We start from the raw sequence: 18,309 nt of genomic DNA, 5'->3' as shown, positions 1-18,309 counted from the left end.
GCTAATAAAATATCAAACAGTCACACTGTTAAACGGCAAATAACCACGTAGTTAAAAATATTCCCATTTCATATAGATGTTCATCAATGTATAAAATTAATATAGAGGAATATCTATGTATTGTCAATAGATTTTCTTTTTTTTGCAAATATGACATCATTTAAACTACTCGCGACAAAATAAAGACAAGTAATTGACTACTCAACAACTTGTCTTTCAATAAAAATTTATATCAGGATTTAACGTTATTATTACAACTTTGAATGATAGTCTACCAGCCTAAATATAATACAAATTCTCAGACGGATAAACCGCATCACTCGTAACATCCAATCCTAACTCTCTTAACGTTTGCTCATCATTCTTACTTAACATCACCGTAGAATGTGCTTGGACACCATTCAATTCAGATAATTTATCATACGCTAATTGTGCTGTAGGATTCGTTACCGCACTAATCGCTAAAGCAATCAAGATTTCATTAGCTTTTAAAGCTGTTATCTTACTGTGTAGGTCTTTCCGTTTCATCGTTTGAATGGTTTCTAGAATCACTGGAGATAACAACAAAATTTCATCCGATACATTGGCTAAGGTTTTGATAGCATTCAAAATTGCCGATGAACAAGAATCCATTAAACTACTTGTTCTCCCTGTTACAATTCTCCCATCTGTTAACTCAAACGCAATGACTGCAGGAGTATCATTACTTTGGGTTTGTTCTCTTAGTTGCTCTGAATACTCTCTAGCAGGAAGTACCGCTTTGCGGTCTTCTTTTTTCAGCTCGACTTCTTCCATGATCAACTTAATGCGATTGACCGTTTCTTCATCGATCAAGCCTTTTTTAAAGTCGCATTCTGTAGCAAAACAGCGGCGAATGATTTCTTGTTTAGATGCTTCTTTCACCACGTCATCATCGATGATACCAAAGCCGACACGGTTCACACCCATATCGGTTGGTGATTGATAAACTGATTCTTCACCCGTAATTTTTTCAATGATTCGTTTGATCACTGGGAACGTCTCCACATCACGATTATAATTCACAGCAACTTTTTGGTATTTATCAAAATGGAATGAATCGATCATATTCACATCTTTCAAATCAACGGTTGCTGCTTCATAGGCAATATTTAACGGATGTTTCAACGGAACATTCCAAACTGGGAAGGTTTCAAATTTTGAATAACCAGCAGTCTTACCATTACGACTCTCATGATAAAGTTGATTCAAACAAGTGGCCAATTTCCCACTACCAGGTCCCGGTGCTGTAACGACTACGATTGGTTTTGTTGTTGGAATGTAGTCATTTTTCCCAAAGCCTTCTTCGCTGACGATTTTCTCAAGATTGGATGGATAATCTTCGATTGCTGCATGTTTATAGACTTTGATATCTCTTCTTTCCAATTTGTTGATAAACATTTTTGTAGAAGGCTGTCCACTATAGCGTGTAATCACCACACTATTGACAGCTAAGCCATATTCTCTTAACTCATCGATTTGGCGCAAAATATCCATATCATAGGTAATGCCATAATCGCCACGAATTTTATTACGCTCGATATCCCCTGCATAAACACAAATCAAAATCTCAGCCTGGTCTTTTAATTTTTGTAACAGTTTAATTTTAGCATCCGCATCAAAACCTGGCAAAACGCGCTTCGCATGCATATCCCCAATCAATTTCCCACCAAACTCTAAATATAATTTATCGTAATGATCGACCCTTTCAAGGATATATTTTGATTGCTCTTCGATGTACTTTTGTGGATCAAAACCTAGTTTTTTCACGTAAGAACCCTCCGATATTTGTATACTGCCATCTATTATAAACTTATTTACGACTGATTACGATACAGAATGTCATTCTTTATTCTCTAAACACATTTTATCTATAATTTCCTACTAAAGTTCCCTATTCGCAATACCTTAATCAAAACAATTAATAGCACTGACTATAGAAATTAAACTACTTATACATAAAAGTTTTTACTAATAGAGAAAACGGTTGAATAATACTCTAAAAAAACACATAATAAATTGAGGTACTAGCACCTTAGACATACTACATAGGAGCTGATTTTCAATGATAAAAAAAGAAGAAATGCCGCTTTGTGATGTGGCGACGACTGTTCAATTAGTCGGTAGCAAATGGAAAACATTGATTATACGAGATTTAATTACTGGACCAAAAAGAAATTCTGAACTAAAGCGCTCATTATCTGGAATCTCCCAAAAAGTTTTGACCGAAAGCCTCAACTCAATGATACGAGATGGTCTTGTAGAACGCGTTGATTTCCAAAAAGTCCCACCGCATGTCGAATATCAGCTAACTACACTTGGGGAGACTTTTCTACCTGTTATTGAAGCCATGAGACAATGGGGACAGTTTTATAAGGAGCAAATTGGATAGATAGTTACAAATTAGTGCCTACTTAACATTTCCTAAAAAATTGTCTATACTTTTATTTAAGAGATACGCCATTATTGAGGAGGATATTAATATGCACAGTGAAATTACACCTATCGAAGCAATTCATACTAGCATTGAGTATACAACATTAAATGACGAGCCTGTTTTAAGAGTTGTAAAAAAAGACAAACTGATGGAATTTGATGAAAATACGTACGCAAAAGTAGTTGGCTCAACATTTCATAATGGGATAATCGAAGTGAAAATGCTAAGTCGCTTATTGCCAGATGCACCTGATTTCGCGCGTGGCTTTATCGGGATTGCTTTTCGGATCAATCAAGATGATACAGCATTTGAATCTTTTTATGTAAGACCCACTAACGGTCGTATAGATGATCCCATCAGAAAAAATCGTGGTGTACAATATTTTTCCTATCCTAAATACACGTTTGACTATTTCCGCACTCTTGGAATCACTGATTTTGAGGGTCCAGCTGACATCGGTCTGGACGAATGGATCAGTTTAAAAGCGATGATTAAAGAGGCTAAAGCAGCATTTTATGTAAATGATAGTGAAGAACCCGTTTTAGTAGTAGACAAGATGAAACATGGCGCTGAAGCTAAAGGAGCTATTGGATTTTTCGTTGATATCGGTACAGAAGCTTTTTTCAAGGATTTGAAGATCACAGCAATCGATTAGAATAGAGACAGCATTTAGAACTCTTGCTCTTTTGCTATAATAGTGGTCTATTTAGAAATGGTCGACGTTTTATAGCTAAAGTTAGACAATGATATTTAAAATACGCTATTAAGTCATAGTTAAACTAAAAAGCCAGTGTTAAACGATGGATTGGTGATAGAGTAAAAACTGTGTAAGCATTTCACTAGACCAAAATAGCTCAGTGTTAAATACTTACACAGTTTTATGTTTACTCTTGAAATAAACGCTACGAGTAAAAACTTAAATTATAACGTTTACTTCTCAGTTATTATGGTGTTTCACTAAGTTCAAATAACATTTCGCCATGGTACTTCCCTAGCGCATTGACTGCACCAGGAGCAATTTCTAGCTTAAGTCCATCACCTGTAGAACTCCACTCTCCACTAATATCGTATTTCCCAGTGCTTGGTTTTCGAACAACAGGCAATGCTTGGTTGTTTAAAATAGTTTCTGTGTCCCCATGCTTATAGCGAACTGCATTTTTAAGTGGTGTTTTTCCGTCCTCATTTAACAATTCTTGTGTCAATTTCACGTTCAATGACCAACCAGGTTCACTTTCTCTTGTATCCGAAACAATCAGTGGGAGGCCCGTCACTTTAGGATCGTCAATCCGTATCTTTTTAAACGATGCAATTTCTAAACCAAAATCAAATGCTTCTGGATAAGACATATAGGTCAAACGTCCAGTAAATTTGTATTCCCAAAAAGCGGTAGAGCTATCCATATCTATAGGAGTTGATGGTATAGAAGAATCTACCAATGTATATTGTTTTTTTAACTTCGTCAGTGTATCTTGCACTTCATTTTCTAGTGCTAAATCAATTGTCGTTCCTAACTCTCTATCAATTGTGATTTCTGGATGGATGGTCACGCTTTTGCTGTTCACAAACTTGACTTTAAAATGGATGACTTCTATCAAACGATAACTAACCTCTGCTGATTCTTGACTGTAGGCATCAAATCCTTTTACAAAAATCTCATAGCTAGCCCCTTCTGGTAACAAAGAGCCCTCTATTGTAAAACTAAATTTACCAGTTGCTGGATCAATTGTTAGATCCTTATCCGCCACTTCTCTATAAGCAGATCCAGTTTCGCCATTTTTCTCGATCTTATATTGGAATTTTGCTGGGAAGTATTCTGTCTGAATTGTTCCTTTTACGACTTGTGCCTCACCCAGTGATGGGGCATCCTTATTTTCTACTGTTAAAACAGGGCTTTCCGGCATAATGAATTCTACTTTTTGTGGATCAGATGCAATACCAAACTGGTCCACTACTTTAAGGTAAACATCGTGCTTTTTACCAAAAGCTAAAGCTGAGGCTGGTATTTCAATCTTTTGTCCACTTTCAGTCACAGCAGTCATCGAACTAGATTGAGTCGTATTGATTTTTGTTCCAATAGACTGCCAACTGCCAACTTCGTCTATCTTATATTGCATGTCTAATGGATAATAGAATCCTATATGGGTAAAATCCGTAATCGTAATTGGGTAGCTTTTTGCAGTAGGTGATAACACTTTTGTTGCTTCGCCAGAACCTAAATTAAAGGCTGGTTTTGAAGGATTATTAGAAAGCTTCAACACTTCTACGTTGGATTCAATTTCATATTTATTCTTGGCACGAATCGCGAACATGTATGATTTGTCACTATTAACAATTTCGGTCTTAGGAATCAAAAATTCAAAGGTTGATTCCGATCCATTGATGACTGTCGCTTCTTTATATTGACTGTCCGGATCCTGTAATTTTTTATAAAAAACAGTTGTCGGCTTATATTTATCATCATCTATATAAGTCCCAGTCACTTTATAGGTATCTACAGGAACACGTCCATTGTTTTTATCTAATTTTATGACAGGGTTAGAATCAACATAGATCAACTTATATGTCACTACCTCTGATTTCAATGGCTCTTTTTCCGGTTCAGGAAAATCTTCAGCATAGATTAGAATTTCTTGGTCCTCATCTTTTAAATCCTTTGATAATTCTAAAGAAAAATCAATTCCTGTTCCGAGTTCATTTAGAGCAATTTCTTTTTCTTCAAATTTTTTAAAATTCGTCCCACCATCTATAGAATAATACAATTTCATTTTGGTACTGTCTGAATCAAACCATTGACCTGTAATCTTATGTGTTCCTTGATCTGTTAACCTGAATCCTTCATTTGAATCTAAAATAATGGAAGGTTTTTCACTAATTTTCTGTAAACCAACCTTATAAGAATAACTGATAGAATCTCCATATTTTAATGTTGGGACTATAGCAGATTTCATAGCCATCGCTGTATCATATGAAGGTGGTGGAACAATACCGTTTAACAGAATAGGTGTCCCTGCAATCCCATTATCTGCTTCATTCCCGCTACCATTTAACCCATCAAACGCACCATTTGGTTTAAGCATATACAATGCATCGCTATAACTGCTACCAGACCAATTGCTTACTGGATTTGGTACCTGAAAATAATAATTCAAACGATATGTAGCTCTTGGCTCTGGAGCCCAAATTGGTGAATTTGCTAGCGCATCTGTTTGTTCAATATACAGTCCTCTATTATTTCCCAAATAACGAATCGGTACTTCATCATTATCAGACAAAAACGTATCAAAATAAGACATTAACGCCACATTATCTAGCGAGAGATCTCTAATAGCGTCATCTGGGGTAATGTTTTTTAGATAAATTTCAATTCGGATATTGCCTTTCTCGGGATACATTACTTGTGTTAACTCAAATTCGAAGTTCATTATCCCCGGCAAGCTCCCTAAACTTGATTCTTTTGGTTTTGCGCGATATTTTGCCATGAGTGCTCCGCTACCATTAGCAGTCTCTTTCCTATAAAACTTGGCAGAATTTTTTATCGGGTTAAATGTCTTATAAACCATGTCATCGCCAGTCTCCGGATTTTTCACGCCCAAAACAATAGACTGGCTAGTATTTGGTCCAAAAATATAGTCTCCTTCTTCTGTTAGAATTGAATTCCTATATAAAGCTTGAATATCTCCTGGAGCCACACCATCTGGATAGGTCTTCAAATCTCTTAAAAACACATTGGGAATTAGTTGCAAATATGAGCTAATATTCAATGGAGTATCAAACATATCACCAAATTTGTACACAAGTTGCAGTTCCCCAGTTTCATCTAGATTAACAGATTCACGTCGCGCCGTGTCTACTGGTATCCAGCTAGCATCTAGTGCTGGTGGCGCTTGTCTTTGAATAGGTGCCGATAACCCAGTATTATTTGAAGTCTTGTTTTCATCTTTACTAAGGTCTCCAGTTTTTGCCTCTAAGGATGCTCCTTTTGTTATGTACCCGATTGCTAATATGAATGTCATTAATAGTATTAGTGAAAATACTATATTTTTTTTCTTCATCTTTCTTCCTCCTTTAGAAAATTAATTCCTTAAATCAAATAATAGCTAAAAAATATAGCATTCCCGAATTAGACTCTTTTTTATTTTCTCAGTAATTTGATTATCAGTAGTCATTTATATACAAATTGGTTAAGTATTGGCTATATTTTTAAAACATGTATATGTTGCTAAAACCAAGATACGTATCACTCTCATTTTCATCAAATACCTCCATAACATACGCGTAGATAATTTCTACAAAAATTCTTATTGAGCGAACAGAAAAAGTATCCTTACACACTTCGTTGGAATAAAAACGAACAAATATACTTTCAAAGCATACTTCCCTGTACATACTATATTAACACCGTATTATTATTTATTTTTTCAATAAACGGATAGCTCTAAGAAACGTTTGAAATGCTTTAAGTAAAAAATGAGCAACTTCTATATTAAAATCATTTTGTTTCGATTTTATTAATCGATATTAAACATATTATTCTGAAAAAATAAGGAAAATAACATGAAACTACCACTTATACTTGTTTAAAGGTATGGAAATAATGCCTAGTAAAGAGAACAGAAATAAAGGATAAGACAAATAGTTAGCACCATTTGTCTTATCCTTTATATTAATTATTAGTTCACTCTTTTTTTACGATTTAGTATATAAGCCCCGACAGCTAGCATAATTGTTAACAAACCAAAAGTCTTAGCAATGTTGCTCTCTTTGCTTCCAGCTTTTGGTAATTGGTCTTTTGGTTGTACAGCATCTCTTTTAGATGTATTCGAAAGAATGGTATCACCTTTTGATTGTTTTTTTTCTTCTTTTACTAGTATCCGTTCACCTTCTGCATGTCCATTCGATTTAATCTCTTCTTTGACAGGCTTATCTTGGTGCACCTCAATCTCTTTTCCAGAAATGGCTGGTTCTAATAAAGGTACTTCTGTTACATCAACAGTCTCTGGCTGAATTGGGTTGATTTCTTCTAATTCTGTTGACTCATCATCGATTGTTTCTTTTTGTTCATAAACGTGAATTTCTGGTTGTTCTTCCTTAGCTTCATTCAACTCTTTTTCTTTAATTTCTTTCGCTGTTTCTTTCTCGATTGGTTGGATTTCACTTAACTCACTAGATTCGTCTTCGATCATTTCTATTTGCTCTCCAACATGGATTTCGGGACTATCTTCTTTGGCTTGATTTGACTCTTCTTCGCTTTCTTTTGCCGTTTTTTCCTCGATTGGTTGGATTTCACCTAACTCACTAGATTCGTCTTCAATCATTTCTGTTTTCTCTCCAACATAGATTTCGGGATGATCTTCTTTGGCTTGATTTAATTCTTCTTCTTTCGTCTCTTCTGTTTTTTTAGGATCCAGAGGTGTGATTTCTTCTATCTGATTGGATTCGTCTTCTATGATTACTTCCTGTTCCTCCGGCTCATTTATTCGCTCATTTTCATCACCTGTGGCATTTCCGTCTAAAAAGATATTCTTTACTTTGTGCGTTGCTACTTCATTTGTCGCTTTTTCATAATACAGTTGATACTCAATTTGACAATCGTTAGTAAAGTTCGCTTGTTTTTTCCCAGCCTCTGTTATTGTCGCTGTGTACATAATTGAAAAGGAAGCCAACCGTGCTTTTTCACGATAAAGACGAATTACAAAAGCATTGTCTTCGCCAAATGTAACGGTCCCATATCCATGATTTTCAAACTCTGACAAACTAAGTGTCGACCGACCTAAATAGTTATCGACCGTAAACACAAAACTATCCTTATTTAACAGTTGTCCCCCACCAGATTGATCTGTCAAAACGATGTCATTTCCTAATTCTTGTTTATTCAAATTTGCATTTAAAAACCAACGGATTTGACCAGATTTCCCAAGTAGATCCCCAGTTTTATAAAAGAAAGGTTTCTCACCTTCCACGCCACCGCCTGTGTGTCCTTTGACTACAATATTGGGTACGGTGATTGATGTTCCAAGATTTGCTGGTATCTCTTTCACTGTATTTTCTGCAACATTTTTTACACGCACACCGAAAGTAAATTCACCACGAACGTGATCTAACTGATTCACTTTCTCATTAAATGTCGCAATTACTTTATCTTTATAAACACGGGTTATACCTAACCCATTTAAATCAATTTCACGTGGTACACTATCAGAATCAACGAGGCCTTCAAGCTCTTTTGGTAAGGATAGGGTTAAGGTATCTCCTGCACTTAGCTTAGTAGTAGATTTTTCACTGAACGTTACTCGAATAGAGGTCAACTCGCCATCTGACAATTCTGATTTATCAAAATGGATTGAATCAACAAACCCTCCATTATTTAATTCCGCAGCCAATGACTGCTGGCTAAATCCAACTACTCCTAACAACCCTACAAACATTACAAAAAACCAAGATAATTTCTTTCTCATCTTTTATACATCTTTCCTTCCTCGTGATTGATATAGACTAATATGCATTCTATATTGCTTTTGTGAAGAGCAACTTTTCTGATGTTAAACAAAAAAGGAAGTCGTGTCAAAGATTATATGTTTTACATTAAATTATAATGATTGTTATTTTCATTAAATATATTTTTAATAACAATATTATCGAATTATTATTAAAAATAAGATTGTAAATTGATGATTAAGATTTCTTATTTGACCTGTCATAGATAAAAACACCATGATTAGAACAATTTTTTATCTTGATTCAAGAAAGGTTACTTTTTTTCTTACTTTAAAAACGTTCTTTCATAGTATATTTTTGATTATAAGTATAAATTACGTTAAACTTTTATAAAGTTCATTTTTAATTTATATTATTTTATAATCTTATAATAGAAGGTTTATTTTAGAAAAAAGAGGGAGCGATTATTGATGTGTACAAGTATTACAATGACGACAAAAGATCAACATGTTTTATTAGCTAGAACAATGGATTTTGCGGTTATTTTAGAGGGTGAGCCGACGTTTATTCCAAGAAAAAAATTTGTATTCGTTAATGACGAGAGCTACGACCGTAAAAATGAATACGCCTTTGTAGGAATGGCGCGGCAAGTGAATAAGGAACACTTTGTTTTTGCGGATGGTTTAAATGAAAAAGGACTTTCTTGTGCTGCTCTTTATTTTTCAGGGTATGCTGATTATAACAATCAAGATACTTCTAAAAAATATACCTTAGCACCTCATGATGTTGTCCCATTTTTATTGTCTAATTGTTCAACGATTGAAGAGGTAACACAGATAATGGAAAACGCTCGAGTTGAAAATACGGCCTTAGATTTCTTAGGCATCGTCTTACCTCTTCATTGGGTCATCACTGATAAAACCGGGAAAAGCATCGTCATTGAATACACTGAACAAACCTTAAATATTCACGAAAACACAGTTGGGGTCATGACAAATAGTCCCGACTATAAATGGCATACAACGAATTTAAGAAATTATATTGGCCTTCAACCTAGTCAAAAAACAGAAGTTCATTTAAAAGATATGGTCATGAAACCATTTGGTGAAGGCGCTGGTGCTTTTGGTCTTCCTGGTGATTTTACACCACCATCAAGATTTGTTAGAGCGGCCTTTCTAAAGGCTTGCTTACATGATGTTCAGACAGAGTTAGACGGTGTTACGTCTATGTTTCATGTTCTTGCTAATGTGGATATTCCTAAAGGTGTCGTAAAAACAACACAAGCGTATGACTATACGCAATATACCTCTGTTATGGTGAATAGCTCACTAAACTATTACTATAAAACGTATAATAATCAACGTATTCGCTGTATCCAACTAGAAAATGAAGATTTCGATGCTACTTCTGGAAAAATCTGGTCTAGTGGTGATACAGAAGACATTTTGTATCGCAATGCTAAAAAATAAAAAGAAAACGAGCCTGGGACATAACTAAAAAGGGTATGTTTCAGGCTCTTAGTAACCGAATAAACGGTGGGCGCAGAAGCAACTCCTTCGGAAATAAGCCGAAATTCACAAAAATTTGAAGAGCAATTTCCGTAAATCCCTTCTTATTTCTCGGAGTTAAACACTTCTGCCCCAACCTCGTTTTCTTTTATTTTTTTAATTCCTCATTTCAAACTCGCCGTTTTTCGTATCATACTAAAAGTTTTGACGACCACAAGTATTCTTAGCACTCTTGGGAGAAAAGATTCTATTGAGACACCTGCATGACGCAAACTTTTTGCTAACTAAATCCAGTTCAACTCTCTTGTAGTGTACGCACGGTACCCATTCTTTTCGTGGAATGACACCCACTCGTTCATAGTAACGAATCGTATCAGTCGTTAAACCAAACATTTTTGCAGCTTCTTTGCTATTCAATCGAGTTATCCTCTTTAATTGCTCATTCCAAATTGGAAAAATCGTGATTGATGATTTCTTGTAATCTAAATGTATCATGCTCAAATTCAAATTTCAAAATACAGCAATTTCCTAAACGGTCTTTTTGATCCACATCACTTGTATGGGCCCAATTTCGCATAAATTGTCGGCAAGAGGCCCCATGGGATACACCTAACACCGTTTTACCCGCTTCTTTCATGATTTTCATCAAGGTTTCCGATACTCGTTCTCTAAATTGACCTTCTTCTTCTCCACCATATCCAACAAAGAAATCTCCATAGGGTAACGGTGGGTTTAGTGCCTCACTTTCTGATTCGAAACGGCCAAAATTCCATTCTTTCAAGCCTTTGACCCTTTTATATGACCTATCTGTCACTTGCTCTAAGGTATCGCTAGCGCGTTCAGATGTAGACGTATACGCATCATCAAAATCAATACCATGATCGTTAAAATAAGCCCCTGCAATCTGCGCTTGTTTGATGCCTTTTTCCGTAAGTGGAGAGTCGCACCAACCTTGGATTTTTTTCTGTTGGTTAAATAATGTTTCGCCGTGTCTCATCAGATATAATGTTTTCGTCATCTACCTCATCCCCATTTCTATACGTTTTACTTATCATAACCCATGAAGTGCGCTCCAAGGCAAGTAAAAAAGCTGAACATAACTGTTCAGCTTAACTTTCTACCTATTCAAGCAAGCGCCCGTTGTCATGCCAAGCACCATATATTTTATTGGCTTTGGTGTTCTCAATAAATTTATCTAATCGTTTTTCAAACAATTCAGGTTGATGTTTGTACGTTTGAATTGTATCAATCCGAATACGCCGATATAATTCTGGAAAGTTTAAGAACATTTCGTAGATTTCCATATCCTCTTTCAGTCGTTCTACGATAACCGTATCGATTTGAAAAGAAGTTGCTGTCATGTCCGGCAAAACATTCCTACCTTGTTCTGTTAGCAAACCTAGTTTTTCCAAACGGCGAACACGTTCTTTGTTCAGTTCTGTCCAAGGGCTTTTTTTCGCTCTTGGTGAAAGTCGTTGTGCTGTTTGTGTTTCTGAAACTTTCTTTTTAATACCGTCAATCCAGCCAAAGCACAAGGCTTCTTCTACTGCATCTAAATATTGAATTTTATTTGGTTCAGGTTTGATACTGACAATGACCCAACAACATTTTGCGGTTGTGCTATTTGTGTTTAGCCAGTCTCGTAGTTCTTGTCTGGTTGTGATGGGTAGTAGGTTGTCGATTTGCATGCGTTTCACTCCTAATTTACTGGGTTAAAGTATTATACAGGAATCAACACATGCCGGTAAACTAATTCAATCGCTTTGAAGATATCGTCTAATCATTCATGTCTTCTAACTTAACCTTTTCATCTACATTATTTTTTTGTTGTTTTCCCTGCAACCATATATAGCCTATCAAAAGACTTGCTGTAACAAGGGAAATATAGAAAGATACTCTCTGAATTATTGTCCCTTTATAAGAAAAAGTCAATCGACCATTTCCTTCTACGAAAACTTCTGAAAAGCCATAGGGCTCTTGACATTTTTGAATCTCACTGACTGTACCGCTTCCCTCTACATTTACTTTATAGCCTTTGTAATAAATAATTGGGAAAATCAGTTTGGTTCGTTCCTTAGCTTTAAAATCTAAGGTCATCACATTATAGGTTCGTTTCATATTATCAACTTTAGTCTCTTCTGGCAGTATAATTAAACTATGAGGATCCATCATATATTTAAAGCCATTAGGTAAATATTCTTGCCCATACCCAAGTTGATAGGCATCTAATTCTGAAAACGAGGAATACTCTCTCATTCTACTCTTTCCGATAAGATCTGTTTCCATATTTTTTTGATAGTAAAAAGTGTTGACAAGTAACAAGCATAGACTAACTGGTATAAGCCAATTATCACTTTTAATTTTTTTAGGTATTAATTCCTTTAAAGTATCTGCAGCTACCCAACAAACACTAAACGTAACGATAATAAAGTAACGCCAAGGAAACTGAATCATGTTTAAAATAGTTTTGTTTAGTAATCGGTTTGGAAATAAAGAAGTTGCCATAATAAAAAATAAAACACTTATTCCAACTAGTTGTTTATTGAGAGAGTCTAACTTTTTAGCGCTTATTGTGAGTAAAATAAGTAAGATAATAACGAAGAGTCCCAAATTATTAAACCCTTGGTTTTTCCAAGCAGTATCCATATACTTCAATAGAGGCTCCGCTGTTTTTTCAAGATAAAACATAGGGCTATCTTGAAGAACAAGCTTTTGAAATTGAAGCTGTTCAAGTATTGGAAACAGCGAAAGTGCCACTAATAGGATTGTGCAAATTGCTGCTACTATTAAATAGAGCATCCTTTGTTTTTCTTTTATTAATTTTTTGACGTTTAATATCAAGAAAACTAAAATAAAGATACAAAAAATAAATGCCGTAATCATGTGGCTAAAAATTAATAACACCATTCCAATTGTTAATATATAGAATTGTTTATAATCTCCAAATAGAATCTTAATGATTCCGACAAAAGCAATTGGCAAAACCATAAAAGCTAAGGTTTCACCTAAAGCAGCACGATATAACACATCACTTAACCTATATGAAGATAACCCATAGAGCAATGCAAATAAAAAAGCTTTTTTTCTTGAACTTTTTATAAAGTAAAAAGAGTGATAGGCTATTACAAAGGTTAAAAAATTAATCATAATAATATACACCACATATGCTTGCGCTGTGGAAAGACCGATTACTTTAAGCAACGCTGCTGGATATATTAAAAAGTCCGGATAAAACAAACTGGAGATATAGCCCATTCCCTCGAGTAAAAAATAGTTGATTTTGGGAAAATAATCGCCATTAAAAATAGCTAAGTACAATCCTTCAATTCTCCCTAAGTGAAAGCTTAGATCATCTCCGATAAATATTTTTTTATTTTGAATTAACACAAAATAAATGGTAAAGATGCTCAGAAATAAAAACAGACAATACATAGCTATAGAATAATATTTTTTAGTACGATCATTTAACTGACTAGTAAATAAGCTCATAGTAAACTCCTCATAAATCTAGAGTGTGAAGCAAAACTTAGCCGCTGTTTTGACTTCCCTCTGTTTTATACTTCTTCATCAATAACGTCTACGATAAAGAAATAGATATCTCTTAAGACCCCTTCTGAGCCGTATTTGACAGATACAACCTTCTGCAGTTCGTTTTTTTCTCTTGCTATATCTGAATTATCATGGATAACAAGTACTTGATTTTTGATTTTCCCTTTTTCTTTTTCCTTCAAATTATTAAACTCTTCTAATTTACTAGCAAGACGTTGAGCGTTGATTGCTTGTCCCATAGTTAAAATTAGTTGATCAATATCCTCTTTAGGAAAATTTCCATCTTCTGATGTGTTTTGTATGGTGATTGATTGATTTCGTAGTGTTGCCCGTTTTTTTTCTCGATCAAACAGATATTCAAACTTAGTTGTTGTATATAACACTGCTTCTTCTCCCTTGTTATACTGACTAACAATCCTCAAATGTAATGTTTCCCCTTCAGAAGCTAAGAAGTATTCAGAATGATCGAGCTTCACTTGTTCTGTCACAAATTCTTTTTCAAAATTAATTTTTACATCCTTATAATACGCTGGGATTTCTACCTTGAATTTTTCTTTTAACAAACTATTGAATTTTTTTTCATCTAGCTTTCCATAATCGTATTTTCCAAACGGCTTCTCTCTAGCTTCTTGCCAAACTAAGCCTTTATCTACTTTATTCAAGGTATCATGTCCATTGGCCTCAGCACAACCACTTAAAGTGAGTAACGTTAATGCTAGTAGTAGTATTTTTTTTTTCATTTGCTTGCTCCTTTTCAATCTATTAAAACAAATTCATCCTGCATTACTTAGTTAAATCAACCAGTTGCGGATTTTGATCTTTAAACTGGTCTTGATCAAACGTTAACGTAACATTACTTGAATCTAGCAATGAAAATACCCAAACACTTTCAATTTTTTCCTCTTTAGCTATTGTTTTTTCACCTGCTTGTATCAATTCCTTTAAATCAAGATCTTGGCTAGCATCAGAAATTTCTGTTGGCTCAAGCTTTGTACCATTTTGAGTAGCAGTGATATAGGACTGAACTTCTTTGGGAATCAACTGTTCATCACTTAAGTTAGTCAGTTGATAGCGTAAAACTAGTTTTTTACTTTTGTCATCCTCTATCAAAGTCATGACACCATCCATCGTAAATGTCAGTCTGTCATTTTTCACTTCTAAGTTACTCTCATCAGTATTCTCAGTACTATCAGTAGTCTCGCTATTTTTCGTACTTTTAGTTTCAACCAATGTGTCAACACTCTCATCAATAATCAAAGATCTCTTTTCATACGACCCATCGTTAGCTGAATAAAAAATCAATTCTACAAACCCATGCTCCGTTTCTACATAATAAAAATGAGCCCAAACATCTTGTTGCTTATAAGTAGTGTTCAGTGTATATTTAATAGCCTTATGCTTGTTTATTTCATATTCTTTCATATAAACGCCTTCTAATTCTTTATAGTTATAGCGTTTTTGCAATTCAACTCTTGTTTTTGATGCAAAATCTTTTAACTCAACTGTAGATTTAAGATAGGTCATAATAAACATTGTTGAATTACTGTTTGTATCCTCAGCTCCAAAAACAGCGTTTTTATTGATTGTATCTTTAAAAGACTCAATCTTATTCCATTTTGCAGGAAGCTTAAACTGATAGGTTATTCCTTGTCCTTCAAAGGTTTCTTTTTTTTCTGATAACTTATCTGAACATCCTATTAATAAAATACAACAGATTACAAATAAATAGAGAACACTTATTCTTTTTTTCATTCTATAGTCCTTTCATCCTTCACGGTAGCTTTCAACATTTGATGTTCTCGCCAATAGAGTAATAAAAATAGGGACGTACAGAAAACAAATAATACAGCACCAATCTTGAATCCTTGGGGGAGGAAAATAAATTCTATTTTATGCTTTCCATTCGGAACATTTACCGCCAAAAATGCCTTGTTGAACGCTTGAATCTTCGTCTCTTTCCCATCAATATAGGCTTTCCATCCTTTGTCGTATGGAATCGTTGTTAGTAGCGCTTCTTCTTTTCCAGTAACCTCAAGAGATTTAACTGCTTTTCTACCTTCAACTTTAAAATCGACGCCTTTTTCTTTTAAAGGTTTCATTACTTTATCAAAAGCCTTCGTATCTAAAATCAATCCATCTGGTTGCATCAGCTTCACTACAGGAACACCTCTAAAACTTGCTTTTATTGTCACTGTAGTAGCTTCTTGATAATAGCCAACGTTGAAATATTGACCTGATCTCGGCATATCTGCTGTACGAAGAACACCGTTCACTTCGACTTCCACCACGGCATCTCTCATCATGCTACTATCTTCAGCCAAAAGATTGATGTACGCTTGAGAATTGGCTGGAACATCTAAGCTCCAAGTAATACTTTTACTACTTCCTGGTCTTTCTTCAGAGTAATACACAATATCTCCATCGTATTCAGTAATTAGATTTTCTGTACTTACTTCTTTAGGTAATTTAAAGTAAAATAGTTTTTCGTTTGTACCTGCTAAATAATTCAGTAAATCTTCTTGGCTTTTATTTTGACCTTCTTTGTAAACTTCTTTACTCGTTCTTATTGCAAGTGGTAACGCATTACTATTTTTATATAGTGTATACGCTCCTTGAATTTGCTCCTTTTCAAAACCATATTTCATCGGCTTATCTTTCGATATATTGTATTTAATTCCTAACAGAGTATCCATCAACAATGTGTTATTTTGATAATCAATATACAAATTGGAACCTGTTGAGCGGAAGCCTAAATCATTTAAATAGCTAGATGAATTTCGATTACGAATTGAAGAAAACATGGTAACACCACTATAACCATAGTTAAAACTCTCATTTTGAGAAATAGGATTTAAATTAGCCATTCGATAAAATTGCTTATTTTCCTTTTTTGTTTGATCAACTAGATTGGATATATCCTTATAATAATGACTATATAACTCACGTTTAGGATACCCCCAATCACTGCGAACTCCTTCCAACATTTTGCCTGTATTCATAAATATCTCACAAATAAGTACAAGCATGATCCCAAAATAAAAAATAGACTGTTTTCCTTTAATTTTTTTCAAGGCTATAAACAAAATTACATAAATAATTACAAATACAATTGAGTATATAAGTGATTCCCCACTAATATAGCTATAGCGTTTCTTATTGGAGGCAATCACAGTTAAAATAAACATTGCTATTACAGCGATTCCTATATTTATAAGTGTATGCTGATCTTCTTTTTCAAACTTTTCTAACCCAAAGGCCGCAAGCATTAACACCAAAAATGACAGTAAAAAACTAAATCTGAATAAAAACATATTTGGTGAATGTAACCCGTGCCAAAATAGATTCAATGGTTGAATGTAGACACTTGCAATTAAAATCACTCCAATGCTCCCATAAGAGAGTTTATTTTTCAATGGAATTTTTTTAGTTGAAAAATAAAACAGACAAAACAGTAATGGAAGTAATCCTATATAAATAAATGGAGCTGCTTCATATTTGGATGTATCATATACACCTACCATGTTTTTAGCAATGATATCCCAGATTCCAGTATCTGGTGTTAGTATTTGAGAAATGGCAGTTAAACTTTCCCCATTACTTTTCAAATCAAAAACAGTAGGTAAAATAGTTACCATAGAAGCCCCACCTGCAAGTAACGATACAACTAGGTATAATCCCAAACTTTTTTTATACCGCTGCCAATCAGTGAGCAGACGAGCAAGGAAATATAAAAAAGAGAAAACCCCTACCATGAAAGCCATATAAAAATTGGATAAAAATAGCAGTAAATAACTAGTAAATAACAAGCCTGACTTTCTTTGATCCATCAAGCGATCGATTCCTAGAATAATTAGTGGCAAGAAAACCATCGCATCTAACCACATAATCATCGGTGAATAAGAAACAGTATAGGACATCAACGCAAAACAAACACTCAATCCCACTGTGATCCACTTAGAGAGTTTGAATGTTTGATTACTATAAATCCAAAACGTACCACCCATTGCCCCGAATTTGAGTAGTGTAATACAATACATCGCATCAGGAATTTGACTATTATGAAATAAGCTAACAATTGGTGTAAATAAACCATTTAAATAATAGGCCGCTAATGACCAATAGTTCAAGCCTAATGAGCCACTCCAAGTATAGAAAATACTTTGCTTCCCTTGCAGCACATTATTAAAGCTAGCGTAGAAATTAGAGAACTGTGCAAATGCATCACTAGCCAACAAAGTTGCCTCGCTGCCAAAATAAATTCCCTGCCGATAGTAGGCAATACCTATAATTAAAATCGGCAAAACGATGCTTAAGGTCATAGCCCAAACATTTTCTTTCAAGAACATCGTTATTTTTTTCATA

General features: G+C 34.5%; 12 protein-coding genes and 1 pseudogene. 3 read left to right on the top strand and 10 right to left on the bottom strand.

The features are described from left to right. Window positions 1-279: 279 nt before the first annotated feature. A complete protein-coding gene (locus AC1PU0_RS01715) occupies window positions 280-1,788 on the bottom strand; it encodes a DUF1846 domain-containing protein (RefSeq protein ID WP_111248061.1) in 1,509 nt (502 codons plus the stop codon). A gap of 295 nt (window positions 1,789-2,083) precedes the next feature. Between AC1PU0_RS01715 and AC1PU0_RS01710 the strand changes: the two genes are divergently transcribed. Together AC1PU0_RS01710 and AC1PU0_RS01705 are read left to right on the top strand one after the other, a co-directional pair. Continuing rightward, window positions 2,084-2,410 carry a winged helix-turn-helix transcriptional regulator gene (locus AC1PU0_RS01710; RefSeq protein ID WP_111248062.1) on the top strand — a complete coding sequence of 109 codons (327 nt, stop codon included), beginning with the start codon at window positions 2,084-2,086 and terminating at the stop codon, window positions 2,408-2,410. A gap of 91 nt (window positions 2,411-2,501) precedes the next feature. Further along, on the top strand, window positions 2,502-3,110 hold the full coding sequence (locus tag AC1PU0_RS01705; RefSeq protein ID WP_111248063.1) for a hypothetical protein: 609 nt from the start codon (window positions 2,502-2,504) through the stop codon (window positions 3,108-3,110). A 289-nt stretch (window positions 3,111-3,399) separates the two neighbouring features. On the opposite strand, the gene AC1PU0_RS01700 is transcribed toward AC1PU0_RS01705, so the two are convergent. Further along, entirely contained in the window at window positions 3,400-6,507 is a 3,108-nt protein-coding gene (locus AC1PU0_RS01700) for a hypothetical protein (RefSeq protein WP_206848278.1), read from the bottom strand. 618 nt (window positions 6,508-7,125) lie between these two features. Next, window positions 7,126-8,910, bottom strand: coding sequence for a collagen binding domain-containing protein (locus AC1PU0_RS01695; protein ID WP_206848277.1), 1,785 nt, complete (start codon window positions 8,908-8,910; stop codon window positions 7,126-7,128). Window positions 8,911-9,360: 450 nt separating this feature from the next. Between AC1PU0_RS01695 and AC1PU0_RS01690 the strand changes: the two genes are divergently transcribed. Then, window positions 9,361-10,359 (top strand): linear amide C-N hydrolase, encoded by a 999-nt coding sequence (locus AC1PU0_RS01690; protein ID WP_206848276.1) that lies wholly within the window; start codon window positions 9,361-9,363, stop codon window positions 10,357-10,359. A gap of 326 nt (window positions 10,360-10,685) precedes the next feature. On the opposite strand, the pseudogene AC1PU0_RS01685 reads toward AC1PU0_RS01690, so the two are convergent. From AC1PU0_RS01685 to AC1PU0_RS01655, 7 genes and pseudogenes are all read right to left on the bottom strand, one after another. Continuing rightward, window positions 10,686-10,815, bottom strand: a pseudogene (locus AC1PU0_RS01685) (MerR family DNA-binding transcriptional regulator); the annotation flags it as partial. A gap of 22 nt (window positions 10,816-10,837) precedes the next feature. Beyond that, a complete protein-coding gene (locus tag AC1PU0_RS01680) occupies window positions 10,838-11,416 on the bottom strand; it encodes a histidine phosphatase family protein (protein WP_206848275.1) in 579 nt (192 codons plus the stop codon). Between the two features lie 103 nt (window positions 11,417-11,519). Beyond that, window positions 11,520-12,086: a YdeI/OmpD-associated family protein gene (locus tag AC1PU0_RS01675; protein ID WP_206848274.1), complete on the bottom strand. Its 567-nt coding sequence runs from the start codon at window positions 12,084-12,086 to the stop codon at window positions 11,520-11,522. Between the two features lie 88 nt (window positions 12,087-12,174). Continuing rightward, window positions 12,175-13,887 carry a YfhO family protein gene (locus AC1PU0_RS01670; RefSeq protein WP_206848271.1) on the bottom strand — a complete coding sequence of 571 codons (1,713 nt, stop codon included), beginning with the start codon at window positions 13,885-13,887 and terminating at the stop codon, window positions 12,175-12,177. Between the two features lie 65 nt (window positions 13,888-13,952). Then, window positions 13,953-14,687: a hypothetical protein gene (locus AC1PU0_RS01665; RefSeq protein WP_206848270.1), complete on the bottom strand. Its 735-nt coding sequence runs from the start codon at window positions 14,685-14,687 to the stop codon at window positions 13,953-13,955. A gap of 43 nt (window positions 14,688-14,730) precedes the next feature. Continuing rightward, window positions 14,731-15,699, bottom strand: a complete 969-nt coding sequence (locus AC1PU0_RS01660) for a DUF5067 domain-containing protein (RefSeq protein ID WP_206848268.1) — start codon at window positions 15,697-15,699, stop codon at window positions 14,731-14,733. Beyond that, on the bottom strand, window positions 15,696-18,308 hold the full coding sequence (locus AC1PU0_RS01655) for a YfhO family protein (protein ID WP_206848267.1): 2,613 nt from the start codon (window positions 18,306-18,308) through the stop codon (window positions 15,696-15,698). The genes AC1PU0_RS01660 and AC1PU0_RS01655 overlap by 4 nt, the downstream gene beginning before the upstream one ends. Window position 18,309 lies beyond the last annotated feature (1 nt).

The sequence above is a fragment of the Enterococcus sp. XAF26B05_ASV22 genome (genome assembly GCF_056727285.1).
Note: the sequence above shows the minus strand (reverse complement) of the source record. Positions and strands in the feature narration are given on the sequence as shown.